The following is a 21,726-nucleotide window of genomic DNA, read 5'->3' on the forward strand; positions in this document are numbered from 1 at the left end:
GGCGCTAGGTCACATTGGGTAGTTGGACGTCGACGCGGAGGCCCCCGTGCTCGGCGGGCCGGGCCGCGATGATCCCGTCGTGCGCCTGGGTGATCGAGCGGGCGATGGCCAGACCGAGGCCCGCGCCGCCGCCGTGCGAGGTGCGATCCCGGGCGAGCCGGCGGAACGGCTCGAAGAGACCGGCCACCGCCTCGGCCGGCACGGGCTGACCGGTGTTGACCACGGACAGCGCGGGCACCCCGCTCACCGTGACGGTCAGCGAGCCACCCCGCCGGTTGTACTTGATCCCGTTCTCCACCAGGTTGCTGACCAGGCGCTCCAGCAGCACCCGCTCCCCCACCACGACCCGGGGTACGAGTTGGGTGTCGACGGTGACCCCGGCCTCCCGAGCGCGGTCCTGATACCCGGCCAGCACCGACGCGACGAGCGAGTCGAGCCGCTGCGGTATCCGCGAGCGCAGGCCCTGGTCGCTCTCGCTGAGGGCGAGCAGGCCCTCGATCAGCCGCTCGTTGCGCTCGTTGGTTTCCAACAGTTGGCTGGTCAACAGCTCCAACTGCGCACCGGACAACGCCCGCGCCATGCCGACCTCGATGAGCGTCCGCTGCACCGCCAGCGGGGTACGCAGCTCGTGCGAGGCGTTCGCGGCGAACCGTCGCTGCCCCTCGTACCCGGCGGAGACGCGTTCCATCATCTCGTCGATCGACCGGGACAACTGGGCCAACTCGTCGCGCCCCCGAGGTCGGATCCGGTGACCCAGATTCTGCGGGCCGAGATGCCCGATCGGCCCCGCCAGGTCACGCACCGGGCGTAGGCACCACGCCGCGCCGAACCAGAGCGCCACCAGGACCGCCACGCTCACGACCAGCACGGCAACCAGGGGCAGCACGAACGCCCCCGAACGCGCCTCGGCACACGCGCCGCCGAGCCCTGGCACGGGCACCTCGCAGAACTGCTGCCCCCAGGTCCAGGTCACCCCGGCCAGCCATTTGCCCAGCGTCGGCAGCAGTGGCCCGGCCAGCAGAGCCAGCAGGCCCACCAGCAGCACCCGACGTCGAGGCGTCCAGGTCACGCCGTACCGCCGATCCGGTAGCCGGCCTTCGGAACCGTGTGGATGACCGCGGGATCGCCGAGCTTCTTGCGCAGGGTCATCACGGTGACCCGTACCGCGTTGGTGAACGGGTCGGCGAACTCGTCCCAGGCCTGCTCCAGCAACTCCTCGGCGCTGACCACCTTCCCGTCGGCCCGCAGCAGCACGTGCAGCACGGCGAACTCCTTCGGGCTCAGGGCCAGCGGACGGCCGTCCCGGGTCGCCACGTGCCGGCCCACGTCCAGCGTCAGGCCGTCCCGGGCGAGCACCGGCGGCAACGCCGGGGAGGACCGTCGACCCAGCGCCTGCACCCGGGCCACCAACTCGGCGAAGGCGAACGGCTTGGTCAGGTAGTCGTCCGCGCCGAGACCGAGACCCTCCACCCGGTCCCGAATGCCAGCCGCCGCGGTGAGCAGCAGCACCCGGGTGCCGACCTGCGAATCGGCGATGCTGCGGCACACCTCGTCGCCGGTGTGCCCGGGCATGTCCCGGTCCAGCACGGCGACGTCGTACCGGTTCACCCCGATCCGCTCCAGCGCACCGTCGCCGTCGTAGCAGACGTCGACGGCCATCGACAGACGGCGCAGCCCTTCGGCCACCGTATCCGCCAACAACCGCTCGTCGTCCGCCACCAGCACCCGCACGTCGTCCGCTCCCCCGAGTTCCCCTCTACCCGGCATACCGTGGCAGGCCGGGGTTAAGGGTTCTGTAAGCACCCGTCGCAGCCATCCTCCACGCGCATAACCAACGGGCAAACCAGCGCAAGCCAGACCCCGCCGGTTTCGTCCCCACCCCACACCATTCGCCCCGTCCGTCCCCAACAACCACGCCGGAGCCAAGAACGGTGACCCCCGTCACCCCAACTCCCACAACCCAAGCCCTCACCCCGAGGCCCCACCCCACTCCTCCCGCCCCGCCGCGCCGCGCCGCGCCGCGCCGATCTTGCACTTTCTGTCGCCCAAATGTGCCGCTTGCACCAGTTTGCCGGGGCAGAAAGTGCAAGATCGGCGGTGAGGGCGGGCCGCGAGGGCGGGAGGGGCGGGGTTACGAGAGGGCTGCGCGGATGGTGGCGCTGATGTATTGGGGGCGGCGGTAGAGGTCACGGTCGGTGAAGTAGCGCATCCGCCAGCCCGCTGCATCCAGCCAGTTGACCCGCTCCCGGTCGTACCGGAGTCGATCACGGTCCAGATGCGACATTCCGTCGTACTCGATGCCGACCCGGCGCTCGCGATAGGCCAGATCCAGCCGGTAGCGAAGGCCGCCGTGACGATCGGTCACCCATAGCTGCGGCTCGGGGGGCGGCAGCCCCGCATCGAGCAGGATCAGTCGCAGTTGGCTCTCCTGCCGGCACTCCGCCCGGCCGTCGGCGAGCGGTACGAGGTGCCGGGCCTGCCGGACACCACGCAGCGCGGTGTGGCAAGGGACTTCCGCCAGCAGGTCGTCCTGGCTGACCACGCCCGAGCGGAGTGCGGCATCGAGTACCGGTAGGGCGTCGAACCGCGGAACGGCGCGCGCCAGGTCGACCGCACAACGGGCGGCCGGCACGCACGGCAGCCCGTTGACGAGGGCTGGCCGGGTGGGGAGGACCGTCCGGTGTACGACGAGCCCGGGCAGACGGGGCTTCGGCACCTCCGCGGGCAACTGGATGTGGATCAGGTCATCCCGGAGCACACCGAAGCCGTGCCGGCGTGCGGCACTCTGCCTCGCCAGCATGGCCCCTTCGGGCAGGCGGAGCAGCAGGGCGCGCAGGTCGTCATCGTCGTCGCAGGGCTGGTCGGCATAAACCCCCCGGCGCACTCGCAGCAGCTCCTCGCGGTCGAGCTGGCTACGGATCCGCCTCATTGTGAGCTTCTGCATGAGCCCGTCAGTACGCCACAACTGAGTTGCCACCCATGCAGGTTGACTGCCAAACGGCCCCCAAGAATGCCCGCCCCCACCCACCTGTGGAAAACAATTGCCCCTGTGGACAACCCCCGAAACCCCCTCCCCGGTGCTAACCACCCGCGCCCTCGCCCCGTCACCCGCCGCGATCTTGCACTTTCTGTCGCCGAAATGCCCCGATAGAAGCAAAATGCGGGGACAGAAAGTGCAAGATCGCGGCGAAAGGGGGCGAGGGTCAGCCGCGTTGACGTCGTGTGGTTAGGGCGGTCAGGAGCAGGGCTAGGGCGAACATCGCCGTGCTGATGACGTTTACCTGTGGGGGGATGCCACGCTGGGCGGCGCCCCAGACGTACATCGGGAACGTGACTGTGGTGCCTGCGTTGAAGTTCGTGACGATGAAGTCGTCGAAGCTCAGCGAGAAGGCCAGCAGCGCGGCGGCCACGATGCCGGGCAGCACCAGCGGCAGGGTGATCCTCCGGAAGGTCTGCCACTCGTTGGCGTAGAGGTCCATGGCGGCCTCCTCCAGCCGCCGGTCCATTCCGGCCAGCCGTGCCTTCACGGTGACCACCACGAACGACACGCAGAACGTCACGTGTGCGATCACGACGGTCCAGAAGCCCTGCGGCACCCCCGCCGCCACGAAGAGCGCCAGCAGCGACGTGCCCATCACCAGCTCCGGGGTGGCCATCGACAGGAAGATCAGCATGTTGATGCCGGACCGGCCGCGCGGGCGGTGCCGGACCAGCGCGAACGCCAGCAGGGTGCCCAGCGCGGTGGCGATCACCGTGGCGACGAAACCGATCCGTACGCTGCGCAGCACCGCGTCACACATGTCCGAGGTGGCGCAGGGCTGTCGCCAGTTGTCCAGGGTGAACTCGTTGAAGTCGTACGACAGTCGACTCGACGGCCGGTTGACGGACAGCCCGGCCACCACCAGGATCGGCAGCGCCAGGTAGCCGAGCACCAGCAGCGCCACGATCAGCACCCAGCGGTCGGCCAGCCAACGGGAGATCCTCACGGCACCTCCCGCGTGCCGGCCCTGCGCAGGTGGCCGAAGACCACCGCGAGGATCGCCGCCAGCAGCAGGAACGACAGCGCGGCGCCCTGCGGGTAGTCCAGCCGGACCAGGAACGCCGAGTCGATCACGTTGCCGATCATGTACTCGTTGGGGGTGCCGAGCAGTTCGGCGTTGATGTAGTCGCCGCTGGCCGGGATGAAGAACAGCAGCATGCCGGCGACCAGGCCGGGCCGGGACAACGGCCACGTCACCCGGCGGAACGTCTGCGCCGCGCTCGCGTACAGGTCGCCGGCCGCCTCCAGCAACCGGTGGTCGAGCCGCTCCAGGCTCGCGTACAGCGGCAGCACCAGAAACGGCAGGAAGTTGTACGTCAGGCCGAGCACCACCGCGAACGGCGTGGCCAGCAGCCGGCCGTCCGGTGCGAGCAGGTGCACGTCGCGCAGCAGGCCGACGAGCGCGCCGTTGTCCGACAGGATCGTCTTCCACGCCAACGTGCGGACCAGGAAACTGGTGAACATCGGCGCGACCACGCAGACCAGCAGCAGGTTCTTCCACCGCCCGGCCTTCCGCGCGATCGCGTACGCCAGCGGGTAGCCCAGCAGCAACGCCAGCACCAGGGCCAGCCCGGCGTAGCCGAACGAGCGCAGGAACTGCGGCCAGTACGCCCGCACCACGTCCGGGTAGTTGCCGACCGCCCAGCTCATCGCGTAACCGGTGGACAGTGAGCCGTTGGGGTCGTACAGGCTGGCCGCCGCGAGCTGCGCCAGCGGCACCCCGAAAAAGACGAACAGCCAGGCAACACCAGGCAAAACCAGGAGGTACGGCAGAAGCCGGCGCCTCCCGGACCGGGCTGCCGGTGCCGCAGCCGCAGGCGCTGCCTGCCCCGAGCCGCTGGGAGGCGGGCGGGTCACGACGACGCGCTCACCGGCTCGTCGAGCACCGGCGACGTCCGGTCGGCGCTCGTGGCACCCCGGGGCAGCAGGAACGCGTGCCGCGGGTGCCAGTACGCGACGGCCGCACCGCCGAGGGCGACAGGCGTCGACGTCGCGCTGTTCGCCACGAACACCGTCAGCTCGCCGCCCCAGTCGGTACGCAGCAGATACTGCGTGCTGACCCCCACGTAGGAGGCGTCGCTGACCACCCCGGTGACGTGTTGATGCCCCACGGGCACCTGGTCGGCGGAGCCGACCAGAGTCAGCTTCTCGGGGCGTACCCCCAGGTGGACCGGACCGCGGGCGGACCGTGCCCGGCCGGCGGGCACCGAGAAGCGCGTGCCGTGCGCCGTCACCGCGACGTCGCCGCCGCTGGCGCCGGTGGCCTCGCCGGCGATCAGGTTGGACTGGCCGAGGAAGCTCGCCACGAACGCGGTGGCGGGGAACTCGTAGAGGTCGGCCGGCGCGCCCTGCTGCTCGATCCGACCCGCGTTCAGCACCGCGACGGTGTCGGCCATGGTCAGGGCCTCCTCCTGGTCGTGGGTGACGTGTACGAAGGTGATGCCGACCTCGGTCTGGATGCGCTTCAGCTCGATCTGCATCTGCCGACGCAGCTTCAGGTCGAGAGCGCCGATCGGCTCGTCGAGCAGCAGCACCTGCGGCCGGTTGACCAGGGCGCGGGCCAGCGCGACCCGTTGCTGCTGGCCGCCGGAGAGCTGGGCCGGTCGGCGTTTGCCGTAGCCGTCGAGCTGCACCAGCGACAGCATCCGGTGCACCTCGCCGTCGACCGGGCGGAGGCCGCGTCGACGCAGCCCGAAGGCCACGTTCTCGAAGACGGTGAGGTGCGGAAAGAGCGCGTAGCTCTGGAACACGGTGTTGACCGGCCGCCGGTACGGTCGCAGTCGGGTGACGTCCCGGTCACCGAGCAGCACCTGGCCGCTTGTCGGCTCCTCCAGGCCGGCGATCATCCGCAGCGTGGTGGTCTTGCCGCAGCCGGACGGGCCGAGCAGCGCGAAGAACGAGCCCTGCCCGACGGTCAGGCTGAGGCCGTCGACGGCGGTGACGCTGCCGAAGCGCTTGGTGAGGTCGGCCAGGCGCAGGTCGCCGGCGGGTGTCTCGCGCGCCATCCCCGTCACGCCCCGATGACCTGCTGGAACTTGCTCTCGTACTCCTGCTCCTGCTTGGTGTCCAGGACCATGAACGTCGTGGCCTTCGACAACAGCGCGTCGTCGGGGAAGATCAGCGGGTTGGCGGCCAACGCGCTGTCGATCTTCTCCATCTCGGCCTGCGCGCCCTTGACCGGGCAGATGTAGTTGACGTACGCGGCGAGCCTCGCGGCGACGGCCGGCTCGTAGTAGTAGTTGATGAGCTGCTCGGCGTTCGCCTTGTGGGTGGCCCGGATCGGCACCATCATGTTGTCGCTGTAGAGCACCACGCCGGAGTCGGGCGCGACGAACCGCACCTTCTCGTTGGCACCGGAGAGTTGGATGACATCCCCGGACCAGCCGATGCACGCGGCGATGTCGCCCTTGGCCAGGTCGGGTGCGTAGTCGTTGCCGGTGAACCTGCGGATCTGCCCGGAGTCGACGGCCTTCCTGAGCTTGTGCAGCGCGTCGTCGAACTGGGCGGTGGTGAAGTTGGCCGGGTCGTGCCCGTTGGACTGCATCAGCAGGCCCATCGTGTCGCGCATCTCGCTGAGCGCCGACACCCGGCCCTTCAGGTCGGGGCGGGTCAGCAACTCGTCGACGGTACGCAGTTCCCCGGTGACGTCACCGTTGTACGCCAACCCGGCGAGGCCGGCCTGCCACGGGACGGAGAGCCGGCTGTCGGTGTCGAAGGAGTGGTTGACCAGCGACGGCAGCAGGTTGGCCCGCACGTTCGGCATCTTCGCGGGGTCGAGCTGCTGGATCCAGCCGAGCCGGCTCATCCGGGCCGCCATCCAGTCGGTCAGCACGATGATGTCCCGGTCGGTGCTCTGGCAGGCGGCGAGTTGGTGCTGCACCTTGCCGAAGAACTCGTTGTTGTCGTTGATGTCCTCGGTGTAGGTGACCTGGATGCCGGTCTTCCGCCCGAACTCGTCCAGGCTGGGTCGCTTGGACTCGTCCGCGTCGTCCACGTCCAGGTACTGCGGCCAGTTGGAGAACGCCAGTTTCTTCTCGGTGCCGGAGAGGTCCTCGCTGACGCAGCCGGCCTCGGTCTGCTGCGCGCCCTTGGTGCCGCAGCCGGCGAGGCCGCCCGCGAGGCCGCCGCCCCCGGCGAGCAGGGCGGCCGAACCGAGAGTGCCGCTGAGTAGTCCACGCCGGGAGAGGGGCCGGAGGGGAACACGCATCAGTTTTCCTCAGGGTCGGCGCCGTGGACGACTGACACGATGGCAAACCGGCGGCGGGAGAGCAGCATCGGGGCCGGAGCGTCACTGCCCGTGCAGGAGTCGACCACACTCAGCTTGGTCCACTCGTGTTTCCGGAAGTCGGGGTGTCATGGAGGCTGCGACACCGCGCTTTTCATGAAGCCGAGTGGATCAGCGGGCGGACCGGCGGACGTCCCTCAGCGGCGGCCCAGAGCGGGCGGCCCGGCGTCGGCTCAGCGGCCGGACCGGCGGACGAGGTCGACGAAGGACGACCAGGTGGCCGGCGCGAAGGTCAGGGTGCCGCCGTCGCGGTCCTTGCTGTCGCGCACCAGCACCCGACCGGGCAGGTTGTCGGCCACCTCGACGCAGTCGCCGCCGTTGTTGCTGCTGCGGGTCGCGGTGCGCCAACGGGCGTTGGTCATGTCCATGTCGTGGCCACCTCCCTGATCAGCTCGATCGGACAAGCTCGACGAAGGACGACCAGGCGGCCGGCGCGAAGGCCAGGGTGCCACCGTCGCGGTCCTTGCTGTCGCGCACCAGCACCCGACCGGGCAGGTTGTCGGCCACCTCCACGCAGGCACCGCCGTTGTTGCTGCTGCGGGTCGCGGTGCGCCAACGGGCGTCGGTCATCTCCATGTCGTGGCCACTTCCCTGATCAGCTCGATCGACTGACGTTGGGGTAACGCCTCACCGGCGACGCTCTCCCACCTGCGTCCCAGGTTAGCGACATCGACGGGATCGGTCACGACCTGACCGCGAAGCTGGTTGTCGAGATACGCCAATTCCGTCCCGTCGGGCAGGCGACCCAACACGAAGGGGCCAGCCAGACCGGTGTGCCACGGGCTCTCCGCCGGGATGACCCGCACCTGCACGTGCTCCCACTCCGCGACCGCCGCCAGGTGGGCCAACTGCCCGGACATCACGGCGCGGTCACCGACCAGCCGGCGCAGCACCACCTCGTCGATCACCGCCACGAACTGCGGTGGGGCAGCCCGGCCGAGGACCGCCTGCCGTTCGAGGCGGCCCGCGACGATCAGGTCCACCTCGGACGGTGGGAGCAGACCACCGGTGCCCAGCACCGCGCGAGCGTACCCCTCGGTCTGGAGCAGGCCCGGCACGAGCAGCGGCTGGTAGGAGCGGATCGAGACGGCGTCCTGTTCAAGCTCGGCCCACTGTCGGAACCACGGCAGGTCACGGCGGCGGAACGGCTCCGGCCAGAGGTCGGCCGCGTCCCGACACAGCACCTGGGCCACCGCGACCCGGGTACGGGAGTGCGGGATACGCCCCGCGGCAAGCCACCGCGCGGCCGTCTTGGGGTCGACGCGAACCTTCTCCGCCAGCGATTCGGCCGTCTCCCCCGCCTCGGCCATCGCCACCCGCAACGCCTCGTTCGCCACCGGATCCTCCTGCCCGCCAGGTTATGCACGCTGCGGCGCATGCTAATCACGGTGAGTGGCGATGTCTGCGGCGTACCGGCGTGTGGCGGTCAGACGTGTCAACACGTACCCCAGGCATCCCCAAAACGCCCCCAAAGTGCCCCTCCCTCAGCGGGCCGCCACGCCCGACAGCACCGCGCGTTGATCATGGAGTTATAGCGCCGACACGCCGGGCGGGATGGCAATGACCTCATGATCAACGGGACCACGAGGGAGGGGCCGGGCGGGTGGGGCAGGGGCGGGTGGGTTAGTGGTTGGGGGGGATTACCCGGAGGTGGCCTCGGCGGCCGGTCTGGTGGGGGTGGTCGTGGTGGTTCTGGTCGGGGTCCGGGGGGCGGGGGGCCGGGCGGGCGGCCTCGCGGACCGCCTCGGCGAGCGCGACCAGGTCGTCAGTGGTGGGCGGCGGCGGCTCGAACTCACCCTCGTGCCGGACCACGTCCCAGCCGCGCGGTGCCGTCAGGCTGCGGGCGTGCGGCTCACACAGGTCGTACGTGTGCGGCTCGGCGAACGCCGCCAGCGGCCCCACCACCGCTGTCGACTCGTTGTAGACATAGGTCAATGTGGCAACCGCTTGCCGGGGGCAGCCGTTACGGGAGCAGCGCCGTGGTGACCTCACGGGCGCAGGGTATCTCCATTACCGGGTCCGGCGCATCGCTTCGCGTTGCGACACGCCCGTAGCGGTGATCACAGTTCGCCGTCCTGGGCGCGCCGCGCCACGGGAGCGGCGGTGCCGCTGACCAGCCCGGCACGGGCGCTACCCTTTGCCTCATGACGAGCCCGGAACACCGCCGCCCCGGCCCTGGCCGGCGCGTGCACCGTGACCGGCACGGTCGCGGCCTGCGCGGGCGGCTGGTGCCGGCCACCGTGCCGCTGGCGCGGACCAAGGCCGAGGTCTTCGACGACCTGGTCCTGGACACCGTGGAGACGCTGGAGCGTCGGTTCGCCAAGGAGTTGGCCGGGGTCGAGTTCGCGGTCGAGGACGTGCCACCGGACCTGAACGTCTACGACTCCGATGTGTTGGAGGACGGCGAGGTCCCGCTGGCCCGGCTGCTGCCCGGTCGTCCGGGCCGCCAGGAGGTGCCGCCGCGGATCGTTTTGTACCGACGGCCTCTGGAGTTCCGGGCGATGGACCGTGAGGACCTCGCCGATCTCGTGCATGACGTGATCATCGAACAGGTGGCGAACCTGCTCGGCGTCGACCCCGACGAGCTGGCCTGAGCAGTCCCCCGACAGCTCAGATCGAACCGACAGCCACACCGAACCACCAGTTCAGCTCGAACCGCAGCCCCCGACAAGCCGGGCCGAACGAGCCCCGGTCGGGCAGCCTGTGCCGGGCGAGTCGGGCGGCCCCCACCGCCGGCGACCTCGCACCGCTCAGGCGGCCCGCCGCTTCAACTTGCGCCGCTCCCGCTCGGAGAGCCCACCCCAGATGCCGAATCGCTCGTCGTGACCGAGAGCGTATTCGAGGCATTCGGTCTTGACCTCACACCGCGAGCAGATCCGCTTCGCCTCGCGGGTTGAGCCGCCCTTCTCGGGGAAGAACGCTTCGGGGTCGGTCTGCGAGCACAACGCCCGCTCCTGCCACTCCGGCGCGTTTCCGAGCAGGTCGGCCACTTCAAGCTGGCCGTCCATCAAATGCCTCCTTGTCGCGCACCGGCGTCATCGCCGCTGCAACCCCCCACGCGAAAGGCGTGCTTGTCCGTCCGGTCCCGTTTTGTTGCGTTCCGTGCGAACAACCCCATTCAAATTACACGCGTGTAATGCGTGCGCCGTCAAGCCAAACTTGATAATGGAGTCGCCCTCCCGACACCCCCGGACGACCACTGGGGCCGTCCAGCCTCGCAACCTGCCCTATCGATTCAGACCCCGGCCGAGTAACGCCCTCTCCGGCGAGTTGCCCGACTTTTCTGCCGTGGCGCTCCCCCGGCAGGTCATCGCCAGGGCCGCCCCAGACACCCGCACCCCCAAAGCTGATCTTGGTGGGGGACAGGTTAACGCGGCACGGCGCAGACTGCCCCTCAAGCTGGGCACAGCGCGTGCGCCCCGCCCACAATGTGGACGGGGCGCGACGCGAAAAGCGGTGTGGAAGGGTCAGCCGGCGACCCCGAAACCGCTGCTGGGCCATACGAACTCGGCTATCCCTCCACCTTGGACAGAAACTCTGCCGACGGGCGTGTTCGCGTCCCACCAGACGGTATAGATCCCGCCGGGCAGATCCGGGTAGACCGCACTGTGGAACGAGCCGTCCTGCACCCGGCGCTCCCGCACCGCGGAGTGCACCCGCCGATCATCGTCCCGGCTGATCTCGATCTCCCGGCCATGCAGATCCCGGCCGGTGTAGACGATCAGGGCACCGGTGTCGCCACCCAGATCGAGGACGACGCTGCCCGTCTCCGACGGCCCGTACGCGTGCTCGTGCATCCGCTGCGCCCCCACTCAGGCCGCCGGCGGGTTGTTGAACCCGTCGTACGGCGTACCCAGGTAGGGGAAGTTCCCGAGGAACGGCGCGGTCACGTCGGCGGCGCTCAGGCCGGGGGTGACCGCGGCGGCCGCCGCGTCCGGACGGAACGTCTTGTCGACGAGCGGCACGGTCACCCCGGCGATCGCCCGCAGCGCGATGCTGACCACGTCGTCGCCGACCCGCCGCCCGTTCGGGAACCCGGCCAGATCGCCACCGAGCACCCCGAACCGGTCCGGCTTGGCCGTCGGCGGGATCGCCGTGTTCAGCCGCAGCATGTCGGCCTGCACGTCGCCGGTGGTGTTGGTGAAGCCGTCGATCAGCCCGGCCGGTATGCCGGTGAGCAGGATCGCCACCAGATCCGCGCGGACCTTCTTGGCCTTGGTGAGTTTGTCCAGGTTGGGGAAGACGTCCGGGTAGAGCGCCGGCAGCAGCGCGGCCAGCTCCGGTTGCTCGACGAACCGCGCGAACCGCTTGTCCTCCGACGGCGGCAGCGAGTTCCACAGGTCCTTCTTGGACATCGGCACGATGACCTCGTTGAACAGCGGATTGCCCAGCCGGGAGACCTGCGTGAACGGGCCGGTCGCGGTGTCCGCACCGCCCCGGTCGCCGAGCACGCGGACCTGCCGGCGCGACGCCGACGTCCACACCCCGAGCACCGACGCCGGGTCAGCGGCGCCGTACCGGCTGGCGCGTCGGCGCACCTGCTTCAGTGGCACCTGCACGGCGATGCTGTGCACGTTCATCCGGTCGGTGGCGTTGACCGGCTCCCCCTCGGCCTTGAAGATCTTCTTTCCGGCGACGTGCAGCTGCTGGAACGGCCGCAACGTGCCGAGGTCGAAGATCGCCCCCAGGTCGACGAAGAAGCCGTCGGCGCGCTGCCCGGCGAAGACCTTTTCCCCCGTGGAGAGGGAGTAGGTCGCCTGCCGGACGAGGTCGGCGTACTTCGGGGTGGACAGCGGGCCGACGTTGCACGGCGGGCAGGGCAGCTTGTGCGCCAACCGGTGCTCCCGGCCGTCGGCCACCCGGGTCAGGCTGTAGAACTGCCGCCGGTTCCAGTTCTTGCTGTCCAGCGACTCGATCGTGCCGGTGTTGTAGAGAAAGCTGTTCGGATTGGTGATCTCGGTGGTGAATTCGAACCGGTAGGTGACATCCGGACGACCGTCGCCGTCGTTGTCGATATGGATCTCGTAACGGACGTCGTCACCGAACTCGAAGAAGTTCGGGCCCCCGGAGGGCAACTGCAACGGCACGTAGTTGGCGATCAACGTCACCGTGTCGGGCTTGTCGGGGCTGACGAACGCGTACAGGTCGGAGCTGTCGGCGACCGGATCCTTGGCTATCTCCGGGGCCTCACGGTGGGAAGACATGGCGGACCAACCTCACTGGGCGGGGACAGGATGGCAGTGCGGGATGTCGGGTCAGCGCCGGGCGGCGCGCCGCAGCCGGTCCGCCAGGCCGCGGTCACGTACCTCGATCCGCGCCTCACCGACGAAGACGTCCATCGTTCCGGATTCGGCGTCACGCAGGTGCACGACTATCGGTTCGTCGGCTCGGCCGGCCGCGCCGGGGGCGTTCTGCGCGGCTGACAGGCCCGGCACGGTGAGCGCGGCGGCACCGAGAGTGGCGCTCGCCGCTGCGGTCAACGTCTGCCGGCGGGTCAGTCGCGGCCACTGCCGCTTCCGCTGATCACTGGTCATGGGCAACCTTTCCGGCTGCGGCGCGCACGCGCCCGCGGGGGGACGGACGGGTCCGGCACCGTCCAACGACGCCACCGGGCCCCTGAAGGGGACACCGGCGGCGATCCTCGCCGCGACCGCCGCCGGCACCGCGTGGTACGGCCGGCGGCGGGGAAAGGTTCGACGTCAGGGTCGAACGTGACCGTACGCAGTCGACCGCTTGCGCGCCGGACGACCGGCGGCCTTCGCGATGGCCCGCAACTGCTCCTCGGTACGCGCGGAACCGTTGTCGGAGCCGGCCATCCGGGAGATCGTCTCCTCCATCAGCGTGCCGCCCAGGTCGTTGCATCCACCCTGGAGCATGGCCACCGTGCCCTCGTCGCCGAGCTTCACCCAGGAGCACTGGATGTTGTCGATCCGGCCGTGCAGCAGCAGCCGGGACATGGCGTGTACCACCCGGTTCTCCCGCCAGGTCGGCCCGGGCCGGGCGATGCCGGCCAGATAGATCGGAGCATTCGTGTGCACGAACGGCAGCGCCACGAACTCGGTGAACCCACCGGTGCGGTCCTGCACACCGGCCAGCACCCGGAAGTGCGCCAGCCACTGCCCGGGGTGGTCGACGTGGCCGTACATCATCGTGGAGCTGGACCGGATGCCCAGCTCGTGGGCCGTGCTGACCACGTCGACCCAGGCGGCGGCCGGGAGTTTGCCCTTGGTCAGCACCCAGCGCACGTCGTCGTCGAGGATCTCGGCGGCGGTGCCGGGGATGGTGTCCAGCCCGGCCTCGCGCAGCTGGAGCAACCACTCACGCACCGGCACCCCGGCCTTCGCGGCGGCGGTGACGATCTCCATGGGCGAGAACGCGTGCACGTGCATCTCCGGCAGCCGGGCCTTGATCGCGCGCACGATGTCGGCGTACCCGGTGACCGGCATCTTCGGGTCGATGCCGCCCTGCAGGCACACCTCGCTGGCACCGGCCGCCCACGCCTGCTCGGCCCGGTCGGCGACCTGGTCGACGGAGAGCCGGTACGCGTCGGCGTCCCGCTCACGCTGCGCGAACGCACAGAACCGGCAGCCCACGTAACAGACGTTGCTGAAGTTGATGTTGCGGTTGACCACGTAGGTGACGTCGTCGCCGACCGCGTCCCGGCGCACGTCGTCGGCGAGCCGGCACAACGCGTCGAGCGCCGGCCCGTCCGCGCCGAACAGCGCCAGCGCGGCGTCGGCGTGCCGGGGGTCGAGCAGCGCCGCCGGGTCGTCGGCGGCCAACCGCAGCCCGGCCGCCAGGTCACGGTCCGCGCCACTCCCGGCAATCACCGGGGGTACGCCCGCTCGACGCGCGACCGCCTCGGGGGCGACCTTGCCGGCGACCTCGGACCAGTCGCCGTAGACGCTGTCGAAGTCACCCCGCCGGTCGTCGGTGCGGCCGGTGGTGTCGATGGTGGCGTGCAGGTCGACCCGCCCGCCGAACACCTCCTCCGGCTCCTGCCAGCGTCGCCCCTGCGGCAGCGCCGACTCGACAGCCATGCCCGTCGCCGGGTCGGCCAGCGCGGTCACGTGCGGCGACAGCCGTGGGTCGAGCCACGGGTCGCCGGCGCGCACGTACTCGGGGTAGATCGTCAGCCGCTCCCGCAGCGTGAACCCGGCCAGCTCGGTGTGCCGGGCCAACTCGTCGATCTGCGGCCACGGGCGTTCCGGGTTGACGTGGTCCGGGGTGAGCGGCGAGACGCCACCCCAGTCGTCGATGCCGGCGCGCAACAGCAGGTCGTACTCGCCGGCGATGAGGTTCGGCGGGGCCTGGATGCGGGCCTTCGGGCCCAGCAGCAGCCGGGCCACCGCCACCGTGGCGGCCAGGTCGTGCAGCTCCGCGTCGGGCATGCCACGCATCGCCGTGTCCGGCTTGGCGCGGAAGTTCTGCACGATCACCTCCTGGAGGTGGCCGTACTCCCGGTGGGCGCGACGGATCGCGAAGAGCGCGTCCACCCGCTCGGCCGGCGTCTCGCCGATGCCGATCAGGATGCCCGTGGTGAACGGCACCCCGACCCGACCCGCGTCCTCCAGGACCCGCAGCCGCACCGCCGGCTCCTTGTCCGGTGAGCCGAAGTGCGGGCCGCCCGGCTCCGACCAGAGCCGGGTCGCGGTCGTCTCCAACATCATGCCCATGCTCGGCGCGACCGGCTTGAGCCGTTGCAACTCCGACCAGGACAGCACACCGGGGTTGAGGTGCGGCAGCAGCCCGGTCTCCTCCAACACGGCGACCGCACAGGCCCGCAGGTAGTCCAGTGTGGAGTCGTAGCCACGCTCGTCCAACCAGCTCCGGGCCGCCGGCCAGCGCTCCTCCGGCCGGTCACCGAGCGTGAAGAGCGCCTCCTTGCACCCCTGGGCGGCGCCGGCCCGCGCGATGGCGAGCACCTCGTCACGGTCCAGGAACGGCGCCGGCAGCCGGTGCGGCACGGTGGCGAACGTGCAGTAGTGGCAGCGGTCCCGGCAGAGCCGGGTCAGCGGGATGAAGACCTTCTTCGAGTACGTGACCACGCCCGGCCGCCCGGCGTCACGTAGCCCGGCGTCACGAACCCCACCGGCCACCCGGAGCAGCTCGTCGAGCGCGTCACCACGGGCGGACAGCAGCGCGGTCGCCTCCTCGACGTCCAGCGCCCGCCCGTTCGCGGCCCGGGCCAGGGCCCGTCGCACGCTAGCGTCGCTCGGGCCGGATTGGGTGCGATCAACCATCCGCTCAGCCTATGCGCAGCGCGGGCCCGCTCGACCGACCAGTGCCCGGACCGTGCGAAACGGCCCACCTCGGCTCCCCGTGAGCGTGGCGACCGTGCCCAGCGCTAGCCACCCCGCGCTCCCCGCCAGCGCGATGACCCTGCCCAGCGACCTCGCCAGCCGGCCCCTCGGCTCCCCCGCCAGCGCGATGACCCTGCCCAGCGACCTCGCCAGCCGGCCCCCGGCTCCCCCGCCAGCGCGGTGATCAGGTGATGAAAAATAGGTGTGAGGACCCGTTGCCGACCTACTTTTCATCACCTGATCATGAAGTCACCCCGCAGGCCGATTCAGCGCGGCTGGTCGGGGTGCTCGCCGGGCTTGATGTGCTGGGTACGGTCGTCGTCCGGATTGGCGGGCCGGGGAATCGCCTGCGCCGGGTCCGCCGAGGGGCGCGGGATGGCCTCGGTCAGGTCCCCCGAGGGGCGCGGGATCGCCTCGGTCGGGTCCGCCGACGGGCGCGGGATGGCCTCGGTCGGGTCCGCCGAGGGGCGCGGGATGGCCTGGGTTGGTTCGGCCGACGGGCGCGGGATCGCCTCGGTCGGGTCCCCCGAGGGGCGCGGGATCGCCTGGGTTGGTTCGGCCGACGGGCGCGGGATGGCCTGGGTCGGGTCCGCCGACGGCGGCTGCCCGAACGGCGGCGCGGCAGGCGACGGCGGCGCCGACCGCGGGAACGGCGGCGCGGACTGCTGGTGCGGCGGGGCCGACTGTGGGAACGGGGGCGCCGACTGCGGGGCCTGGAACGGCGGCGCGGACTGCGGGAACGGCGGGGCCGACTGCGGGTGCGGCGGGGCGGACTGCGGGTGGGACGGGGCCGACGGCGGGGCCTGGAACGGTGGGGACGGCTGGGCGTACTGGCCGGGAGCGGGCCACCCGCCCTGCGGCTGGCCACCGGGCTGCCCCGGGGACGGCCAACCACCCTGCTGCTGCGGCCAGCCTGCCTGCGGCTGGCCGTAGACGCCCGGCTGGGGCTTGGGCCGCGGCACGTAGTAGCGGGCACGCCAGATGGTGTAGACCACCCAGGCGGCAACCGCGAAGATCACCATCCAGGCGATCTGGTCGAGCACACCGAGGAGCGCGTCGAGCACCCTGGCATCGGCCAGGCGACCCACCGTCGAGATCAGCATGGTCAGCGTACCGATCACCGCGCTGGCCGCGTACTCACCGAGGGCCACCTGCGTGATCAGCTTGGCCTTCGGCACCACCGGCGAGATGTGCGTGGCCAGCAGCACGGCCAGCAGCGGGAGGCCCACCGCCTCCAACCCGACGAACGTGCCGAAGGCACCGCCCGCCCGTTCGGTGAAGGAGCCGTTCGGGGCGATCAACCGGAGCAGGCCCACGAAGAGGAACACGGCGTTGGCGCCGAGCAACGCGAGCGCGGCGAGTTCGCGTAGTGGCTTGGTCAGCTGACGGGCCTGCGTCGCGTCGGAGGACGCGGGCTCGGCGGGGCTGGTCACGAGTTCCCCCTCGGGGCCGGATCGGACAGGGCGCACGTGAGCCTAGTCTCGTGGGCCACCGGCGGACCGGAGGCGTCACGTGCGCGAGGATGGTCGACATGCACATCGTGGTTCTGGCCGGCGGCATCGGCGGCGCCCGGTTCCTGCTCGGCGTACGGGCGTACGCCCGCGAGGTCGGCGCGGACGTGACGGCCGTGGTCAACGTCGGCGACGACCTGTGGCTGCACGGGTTGAAGATCTGCCCCGACCTGGACAGCGTCATGTACACGCTCGGCGGCGGCGCGGACCCGGAGCGGGGCTGGGGCCGGGTCGGCGAGAGTTGGACGGTCAAGGGCGAGTTGGCCGCGTACGGGGCACAGCCGGACTGGTTCGGCCTCGGCGACAAGGACATCGCCACCCACCTGGTCAGGAGCACCATGCTCAACGGCGGTTACCCGTTGAGCACGGTCACCGAGGCGCTGTCCACCCGCTGGGAGCCGGGGGTACGTCTGCTGCCGGCCACCGACGACCGCCTGGAAACGCACGCTGTCGTGAGCGGGAGGAGTGAGCTTGCGAGCCCCGCACCCGCGAACAGCGCCGGCACCGTCGAGGACGAGCAGGGTCAGCGGGCGATCCACTTCCAGGAGTGGTGGGTACGCTACCGGGCCGACATCCGCACCCACCGCTTCGTCTTCGTCGGTGCGGAGACGGCGAAGCCGGCACCCGGTGTGCTGGACGCGATCGGCTCCGCCGACCTGGTGTTGGTCGCCCCCAGCAATCCGGTGGTGAGCGTCGCGCCGGTGCTGGCCGTACCGGGGCTGCGGGAGGCTGTGGCGGACGGCCCCGCGCCGGTGGTGGGCGTCTCGCCGATCATCGGCGGTGCTCCGGTGCGGGGGATGGCCGACCGCTGTCTGGACGTGCTGGGTGTCGAGTGCAGCGCCGCCGGGGTGGGCCGCCTCTACGGGGGCCGGTCCGACGGCGGCCTGCTCGATGGCTGGTTGGTCGCCGAGGAGGACGCTGACACTGTGGTGCCCGGGGTGACGGTCCGCGCGGTGCCGCTGCGGATGACCGACGAGGCGGCGACGGCGGCCATGGTCCGCGCCGCGGTGGAGTTGACGTGAGGCTGGAGATCCTGCCGGTGCTCGGCATCGGCCACGTGACCGAGGGTGACGACCTGGCCGCGATGATCGCGACCGCTGCGCCGTGGCTGCGCAACGGAGACGTGCTTGTGGTCACCAGCAAGATCGTCTCGAAGTCGGAGGGGCGGCTGGTCGACGTCCCGGCGGACGGGCCCGAGCGGCTGGCCGCACGGGACGAGGTCCTGGCCGGTGAGACCGCCCGGGTGGTCGCCAGTCGGGGGCCGACCCGGATCGTGCAGACCCACCACGGTTTCGTGATGGCGTCGGCGGGGATCGACGCATCGAACGTGGACAAGACCCAACTGGTGCTGCTGCCGGTCGACCCGGACGCATCGGCACGGGCGCTTTCCGACGCGTTGCGGGAGCGCTACGACCTGGACGTGGCCGTGATCATCAGTGACACCATGGGCCGGCCCTGGCGCAACGGGCTCACCGACGTGGCGCTGGGCGTGGCCGGGATGCCGGCCATCCGCGACCACCGGGGCGAGGTCGACCCGTACGGCAACGAGCTTCAGTTGACCCAGATGGCCGTGGTGGACGAGCTGGCGGGTGCCGGCGAGCTGATCAAGGGCAAGTGCGATCAGGTCCCCGTCGCGGTCGTGCGCGGCTACCTCGCCGCCACCGCCCCGGACGACGCCGGCGGCGCGCGGGCGCTGATCCGCGACGCCGCACAGGATCTCTTCGCCCTCGGTACCGCCGAGGCCCGCGCCGCCGGGTTGGCCGACGCCGCCACCCTGGGCGACGGTCCCGGCCCCACGCCGGCCGACCTGACCGCGGTGCGACGGGCGATCGACGCGGTCGCCGAGGTGGTCGCCCCCGGCACGGTCTTCACCCTGGTCGACGAGGCCGAGGTACGCGCCGGACTGGTCGCCGAGATGCCCGGCTGGCCGGACGGGGCCTCCCTGCTGCTCGGCTCGGCCCCGACCCCCGTCGAGCCGATCGGCCTGGTGCGCTTCGGTGCCGACCTGCACCGACTGCGCGTCGCCCTGGCCGCCCAGGGTGTCGGCTCGACCCTGTTGCCGCCGCCCCCCGGCAGCCCGGCGAGCGCCGCCCTCGCGCTCTGAGAAACGGCCTGGTCACGCGGCCCGGCGAGCGCCGCCCTCGCGCACTGACAGACGGCCGGATCACCCGACCCGGCGAGCGCTGCGCTCGCGCGCTGAGAAACGGCCTGGTCACGCGGCCAGCCGGCCCGGCGCTCGCCCGGTGGCGGGTCAGGCGTCCAGCATGGCCCGGCCGAGCGGAGTCAGCGTGTGCAGCACGCTGTTGCGGTCCCGGTGGCTGACCAGCAGGCCGGCGTTGCGCAGCACCGTGGCATGTTGGCTCGCCGCTGCCGGTGAGATGTTGAGTTGGCGGGCGACCTCACCGGTGGTGCAGCCCTCGTCGCTTGCCTCCAACACCGCCGCCCTGGTGCGGCCGAGCAGCGCGGCGAGCGACTCACGGGCAGCGGCGGACCGGGTCGACCCGGCGTCGTTCACCGACAGCAGCCCGCCGAGACGGTCCACCCGGTAGACCAGCACGGGCGGTAGGGCCGGGTCGAGCAGGGCGACAGGTGTGTCGGCACAGAAGAACGACGGCACCAGCAGCAGCCCTCGGCCGTCGAGGTGCAGCTCCCGGCTGTCTGGATAGTTGCGGACCTCGAGCACCCCACCGTCCCACCGCATGGCCGGTCGGAGGCTGGTGAGCAGGCTCTCGACACCGCCGTCGAGCAACGCCCTGGCCCGGCGGGCCCGGTCCGCCGCGACTGCCGCCTGGATGCGGCTCCAGTAGGGATTGATCGCCAATGATCGGTATTGCACCATCGAGTCCGCGAGGTGGTGCAGCACCGCCACCTCACCCCGGGCCAGCGCGGCGGCAGAGGGTGGCAGCTGGTTCTCGGCGGCGAGCACGCTCAGGTCTCGCCGGAGCATCCCGGTCGGGGTGCTGCGGAGCGCGTCCAGCCCGGCCTCGAAGCCGTCGACACTGGCGTACGGGGTGAGGAAGTCGGGAAAGTAGCCGCGCGGCGGGCTCAGCGCGAAGAGCAACCGGAGCTGCTCGGAGGCGACGTCCTGACGCAGCCCCTGAGACACGGTGCGCCGCCAGTGTGCCGTCACCGGGTCGCGGTTGCGGCTCTGTAACGCGTGCAGGCTGAGGACCAGCTCCCAGACCGGGTCCGCCGCCGGCGCCACCCGAGTCCGGAGGATGTCCTCCCCGGAAAAGTGGATCTTCAGCATGGAGCGCTCCATCGTCGCCAGCAGGGGGATGCCGGGTGACCGTTCGACTCTACCCGGCCGGCACTAATCTCCATCTTTAAGCCTGGACTGAAAAACCTCGACGCCGCCGGAGCGTTTCGACATGCTTCCAGTGCCCGAACACCGCGCCGGTGCGTCCTCGACGTGCCGGCCCGAGGGCACCGGGCCCGGGGAGGCCCCGGTGATCGGGCGGCACCACGAGGGTCTGCGGCCCTTGCTCCGCAGAGGTGCCGTCCGGTCATCCCGCCCCAGCGTCACCCATCCGACTCAACCGGCCCACAGCGCGACCCGGTGATCCTCGTCCGTGACGTAGAACGGTCGCCCGTCCAACTCCGCCAGCCCCTCCACGTGGTGGAACGGCGCCAGGTCCACCACCGACTCCCCGACCAGCCGAAACGCGTCGTCCGACCCACCGTGCGGCAGCCGGAAGCGGACCTGCCGAGACGTGACGTCCCCGCCGCCCGGATGGTCGTCGAGCAGCACGGATCCCTTGCCCAGCGCGTCGATCGAGCCGATCACGGCCGCGTACCCGCCGTCCGACGTCGGGGTGATCGCACGGAACCCGGTCAGCTTGCCCACCGGGGTGACCCCGGTCAACGCGTACGCCCGCAACGCCCGCGGCCACGCCGGCTCCGCCGTGAACATGCCCGGCACACCAGCCACCTCCACCAGGATCGGCTCACCGGCCGCGGTGACCGGGAACCGCAGCCCGAGCAGCACCGTCGCGTCCGGGGTGAAGGCCGCCGCCTCCACGTTCAACGGCAGGTCGCCCGGGGCCAGCCGGCTCACCCAGCGCTTCTCCCGGGCGGTCCCCCTCGCCAACGTCTCGACGACGAACCGCGCCCGCACCCGTTCCCCCGGTGGCAACAGGGTCAGCGGCGATCCAGCGAGAGCGTCGTTCACCGCCCGGTGCAGCCGGAACGAGTTCCGCACCACGTGCACCGGCACCGACCCGGCCGCCGCGTCGTCCTCCCGGAAGCGGGCCACGAAGGCTCGCCGGGGACGCAACGGGCCAGCCTTCGAGCCGAAGTGGGAGCCGAAGACGTACACCCAACCGTCGTGGTGGGCGAGCGCCTCACCATCCTCGGTCCGCCCGTTCTCCACGCCCGCGTCCGCCCGCACGTGCTGGGACGTCCACTCGCCGTCGTCCCGTTCCAGCAGCAACACCAGGCAGCGCTCCACCGGCCCCTCGTCCAGCACCGTCCAGAAGCCCCGACGCGCACCGTACGCGCCAAGCAGCGCCGCCGACCGCACCGGCAGCAGATCGCTGGCCTCGTTGCCGGCCACCACGAATTCGACGAGTCGCAGGGTCACCGCGT

General features: G+C 71.2%; 22 protein-coding genes and 1 pseudogene. 4 read left to right on the forward strand and 19 right to left on the reverse strand.

What is annotated here, in order from left to right:
• Nucleotides 1–4: 4 nt before the first annotated feature.
• The 11 genes from ACGFIQ_RS04440 to ACGFIQ_RS04490 all read right to left on the reverse strand — a co-directional run bounded on the left by ACGFIQ_RS04440 (nucleotide 5) and on the right by ACGFIQ_RS04490 (nucleotide 9,317).
• Nucleotides 5–1,069: a sensor histidine kinase gene (locus ACGFIQ_RS04440; RefSeq protein ID WP_393239018.1), complete on the reverse strand. Its 1,065-nt coding sequence runs from the start codon at nucleotides 1,067–1,069 to the stop codon at nucleotides 5–7.
• Nucleotides 1,066–1,731 carry a response regulator transcription factor gene (locus tag ACGFIQ_RS04445; RefSeq protein ID WP_393239021.1) on the reverse strand — a complete coding sequence of 222 codons (666 nt, stop codon included), beginning with the start codon at nucleotides 1,729–1,731 and terminating at the stop codon, nucleotides 1,066–1,068. Before ACGFIQ_RS04445 ends, ACGFIQ_RS04440 begins: the two co-directional genes overlap by 4 nt.
• A gap of 400 nt (nucleotides 1,732–2,131) precedes the next feature.
• Nucleotides 2,132–2,929, reverse strand: a complete 798-nt coding sequence (locus ACGFIQ_RS04450; protein ID WP_393239024.1) for an endonuclease domain-containing protein — start codon at nucleotides 2,927–2,929, stop codon at nucleotides 2,132–2,134.
• A gap of 274 nt (nucleotides 2,930–3,203) precedes the next feature.
• Nucleotides 3,204–3,986 (reverse strand): ABC transporter permease, encoded by a 783-nt coding sequence (locus ACGFIQ_RS04455; protein WP_393239027.1) that lies wholly within the window; start codon nucleotides 3,984–3,986, stop codon nucleotides 3,204–3,206.
• Nucleotides 3,983–4,897 (reverse strand): ABC transporter permease, encoded by a 915-nt coding sequence (locus tag ACGFIQ_RS04460; RefSeq protein WP_393239030.1) that lies wholly within the window; start codon nucleotides 4,895–4,897, stop codon nucleotides 3,983–3,985. The genes ACGFIQ_RS04455 and ACGFIQ_RS04460 overlap by 4 nt, the downstream gene beginning before the upstream one ends.
• Nucleotides 4,894–6,045 (reverse strand): ABC transporter ATP-binding protein, encoded by a 1,152-nt coding sequence (locus ACGFIQ_RS04465; RefSeq protein ID WP_393239033.1) that lies wholly within the window; start codon nucleotides 6,043–6,045, stop codon nucleotides 4,894–4,896. Before ACGFIQ_RS04465 ends, ACGFIQ_RS04460 begins: the two co-directional genes overlap by 4 nt.
• Nucleotides 6,046–6,050: 5 nt before the next feature.
• Nucleotides 6,051–7,247 carry a spermidine/putrescine ABC transporter substrate-binding protein gene (locus ACGFIQ_RS04470; protein ID WP_393239036.1) on the reverse strand — a complete coding sequence of 399 codons (1,197 nt, stop codon included), beginning with the start codon at nucleotides 7,245–7,247 and terminating at the stop codon, nucleotides 6,051–6,053.
• A 251-nt stretch (nucleotides 7,248–7,498) separates the two neighbouring features.
• Nucleotides 7,499–7,693 (reverse strand): DUF397 domain-containing protein, encoded by a 195-nt coding sequence (locus tag ACGFIQ_RS04475; RefSeq protein WP_393239039.1) that lies wholly within the window; start codon nucleotides 7,691–7,693, stop codon nucleotides 7,499–7,501.
• Between the two features lie 19 nt (nucleotides 7,694–7,712).
• Nucleotides 7,713–7,901, reverse strand: a complete 189-nt coding sequence (locus tag ACGFIQ_RS04480) for a DUF397 domain-containing protein (RefSeq protein WP_393239042.1) — start codon at nucleotides 7,899–7,901, stop codon at nucleotides 7,713–7,715.
• Complete coding sequence (locus ACGFIQ_RS04485) at nucleotides 7,892–8,635, reverse strand: Scr1 family TA system antitoxin-like transcriptional regulator (protein ID WP_393240340.1); 744 nt, start codon at nucleotides 8,633–8,635, stop codon at nucleotides 7,892–7,894. The genes ACGFIQ_RS04480 and ACGFIQ_RS04485 overlap by 10 nt, the downstream gene beginning before the upstream one ends.
• Nucleotides 8,636–8,948: 313 nt before the next feature.
• Nucleotides 8,949–9,317 (reverse strand): DUF3499 domain-containing protein, encoded by a 369-nt coding sequence (locus tag ACGFIQ_RS04490; RefSeq protein WP_357071658.1) that lies wholly within the window; start codon nucleotides 9,315–9,317, stop codon nucleotides 8,949–8,951.
• Nucleotides 9,318–9,469: 152 nt separating this feature from the next.
• Between ACGFIQ_RS04490 and ACGFIQ_RS04495 the strand changes: the two genes are divergently transcribed.
• Nucleotides 9,470–9,919 carry a metallopeptidase family protein gene (locus ACGFIQ_RS04495; RefSeq protein WP_110562108.1) on the forward strand — a complete coding sequence of 150 codons (450 nt, stop codon included), beginning with the start codon at nucleotides 9,470–9,472 and terminating at the stop codon, nucleotides 9,917–9,919.
• Nucleotides 9,920–10,075: 156 nt separating this feature from the next.
• Here the strand turns inward: ACGFIQ_RS04495 and ACGFIQ_RS04500 are convergent, their stop codons facing one another.
• The 5 genes from ACGFIQ_RS04500 to ACGFIQ_RS04520 form a co-directional block, all read right to left on the reverse strand.
• Entirely contained in the window at nucleotides 10,076–10,333 is a 258-nt protein-coding gene (locus ACGFIQ_RS04500; protein WP_007455784.1) for a WhiB family transcriptional regulator, read from the reverse strand.
• Between the two features lie 459 nt (nucleotides 10,334–10,792).
• Complete coding sequence (locus tag ACGFIQ_RS04505) at nucleotides 10,793–11,122, reverse strand: phospholipase (RefSeq protein WP_393239046.1); 330 nt, start codon at nucleotides 11,120–11,122, stop codon at nucleotides 10,793–10,795.
• 15 nt (nucleotides 11,123–11,137) lie between these two features.
• A complete protein-coding gene (locus ACGFIQ_RS04510) occupies nucleotides 11,138–12,529 on the reverse strand; it encodes a DUF4331 domain-containing protein (RefSeq protein WP_393239049.1) in 1,392 nt (463 codons plus the stop codon).
• A 51-nt stretch (nucleotides 12,530–12,580) separates the two neighbouring features.
• The gene (locus ACGFIQ_RS04515) at nucleotides 12,581–12,859 is read right to left on the reverse strand and encodes a hypothetical protein (RefSeq protein WP_357071649.1); all 279 of its coding nucleotides are present in this window, start codon (nucleotides 12,857–12,859) and stop codon (nucleotides 12,581–12,583) included.
• Nucleotides 12,860–13,024: 165 nt separating this feature from the next.
• Entirely contained in the window at nucleotides 13,025–15,568 is a 2,544-nt protein-coding gene (locus ACGFIQ_RS04520) for a bifunctional FO biosynthesis protein CofGH (RefSeq protein ID WP_393239052.1), read from the reverse strand.
• A 94-nt stretch (nucleotides 15,569–15,662) separates the two neighbouring features.
• Here ACGFIQ_RS04520 and ACGFIQ_RS04525 point away from each other — a divergent pair, with 94 nt between their 5' ends.
• Nucleotides 15,663–15,812 (forward strand): hypothetical protein, encoded by a 150-nt coding sequence (locus tag ACGFIQ_RS04525; RefSeq protein WP_393239055.1) that lies wholly within the window; start codon nucleotides 15,663–15,665, stop codon nucleotides 15,810–15,812.
• 301 nt (nucleotides 15,813–16,113) lie between these two features.
• Here the strand turns inward: ACGFIQ_RS04525 and ACGFIQ_RS04530 are convergent.
• Nucleotides 16,114–17,061, reverse strand: a pseudogene (locus tag ACGFIQ_RS04530) (hypothetical protein); the annotation flags it as partial.
• Between the two features lie 98 nt (nucleotides 17,062–17,159).
• On the opposite strand from ACGFIQ_RS04530, the gene cofD reads away from it, so the two are divergent.
• A complete protein-coding gene (cofD, locus tag ACGFIQ_RS04535; RefSeq protein WP_393239058.1) occupies nucleotides 17,160–18,161 on the forward strand; it encodes a 2-phospho-L-lactate transferase in 1,002 nt (333 codons plus the stop codon).
• Nucleotides 18,158–19,243, forward strand: coding sequence for a coenzyme F420-0:L-glutamate ligase (locus ACGFIQ_RS04540; protein ID WP_393239061.1), 1,086 nt, complete (start codon nucleotides 18,158–18,160; stop codon nucleotides 19,241–19,243). Before cofD ends, ACGFIQ_RS04540 begins: the two co-directional genes overlap by 4 nt.
• A 147-nt stretch (nucleotides 19,244–19,390) precedes the next feature.
• Here the strand turns inward: ACGFIQ_RS04540 and ACGFIQ_RS04545 are convergent, their stop codons facing one another.
• Nucleotides 19,391–20,389: an ArsR/SmtB family transcription factor gene (locus ACGFIQ_RS04545; protein ID WP_393239064.1), complete on the reverse strand. Its 999-nt coding sequence runs from the start codon at nucleotides 20,387–20,389 to the stop codon at nucleotides 19,391–19,393.
• A 285-nt stretch (nucleotides 20,390–20,674) separates the two neighbouring features.
• A complete protein-coding gene (locus tag ACGFIQ_RS04550) occupies nucleotides 20,675–21,721 on the reverse strand; it encodes a hypothetical protein (RefSeq protein WP_393239067.1) in 1,047 nt (348 codons plus the stop codon).
• Between the last annotated feature and the right edge of the window lie 5 nt (nucleotides 21,722–21,726).

It is taken from the genome of Micromonospora sp. NPDC048898, assembly GCF_043198035.1.
GTDB lineage: Bacteria > Actinomycetota > Actinomycetes > Mycobacteriales > Micromonosporaceae > Micromonospora.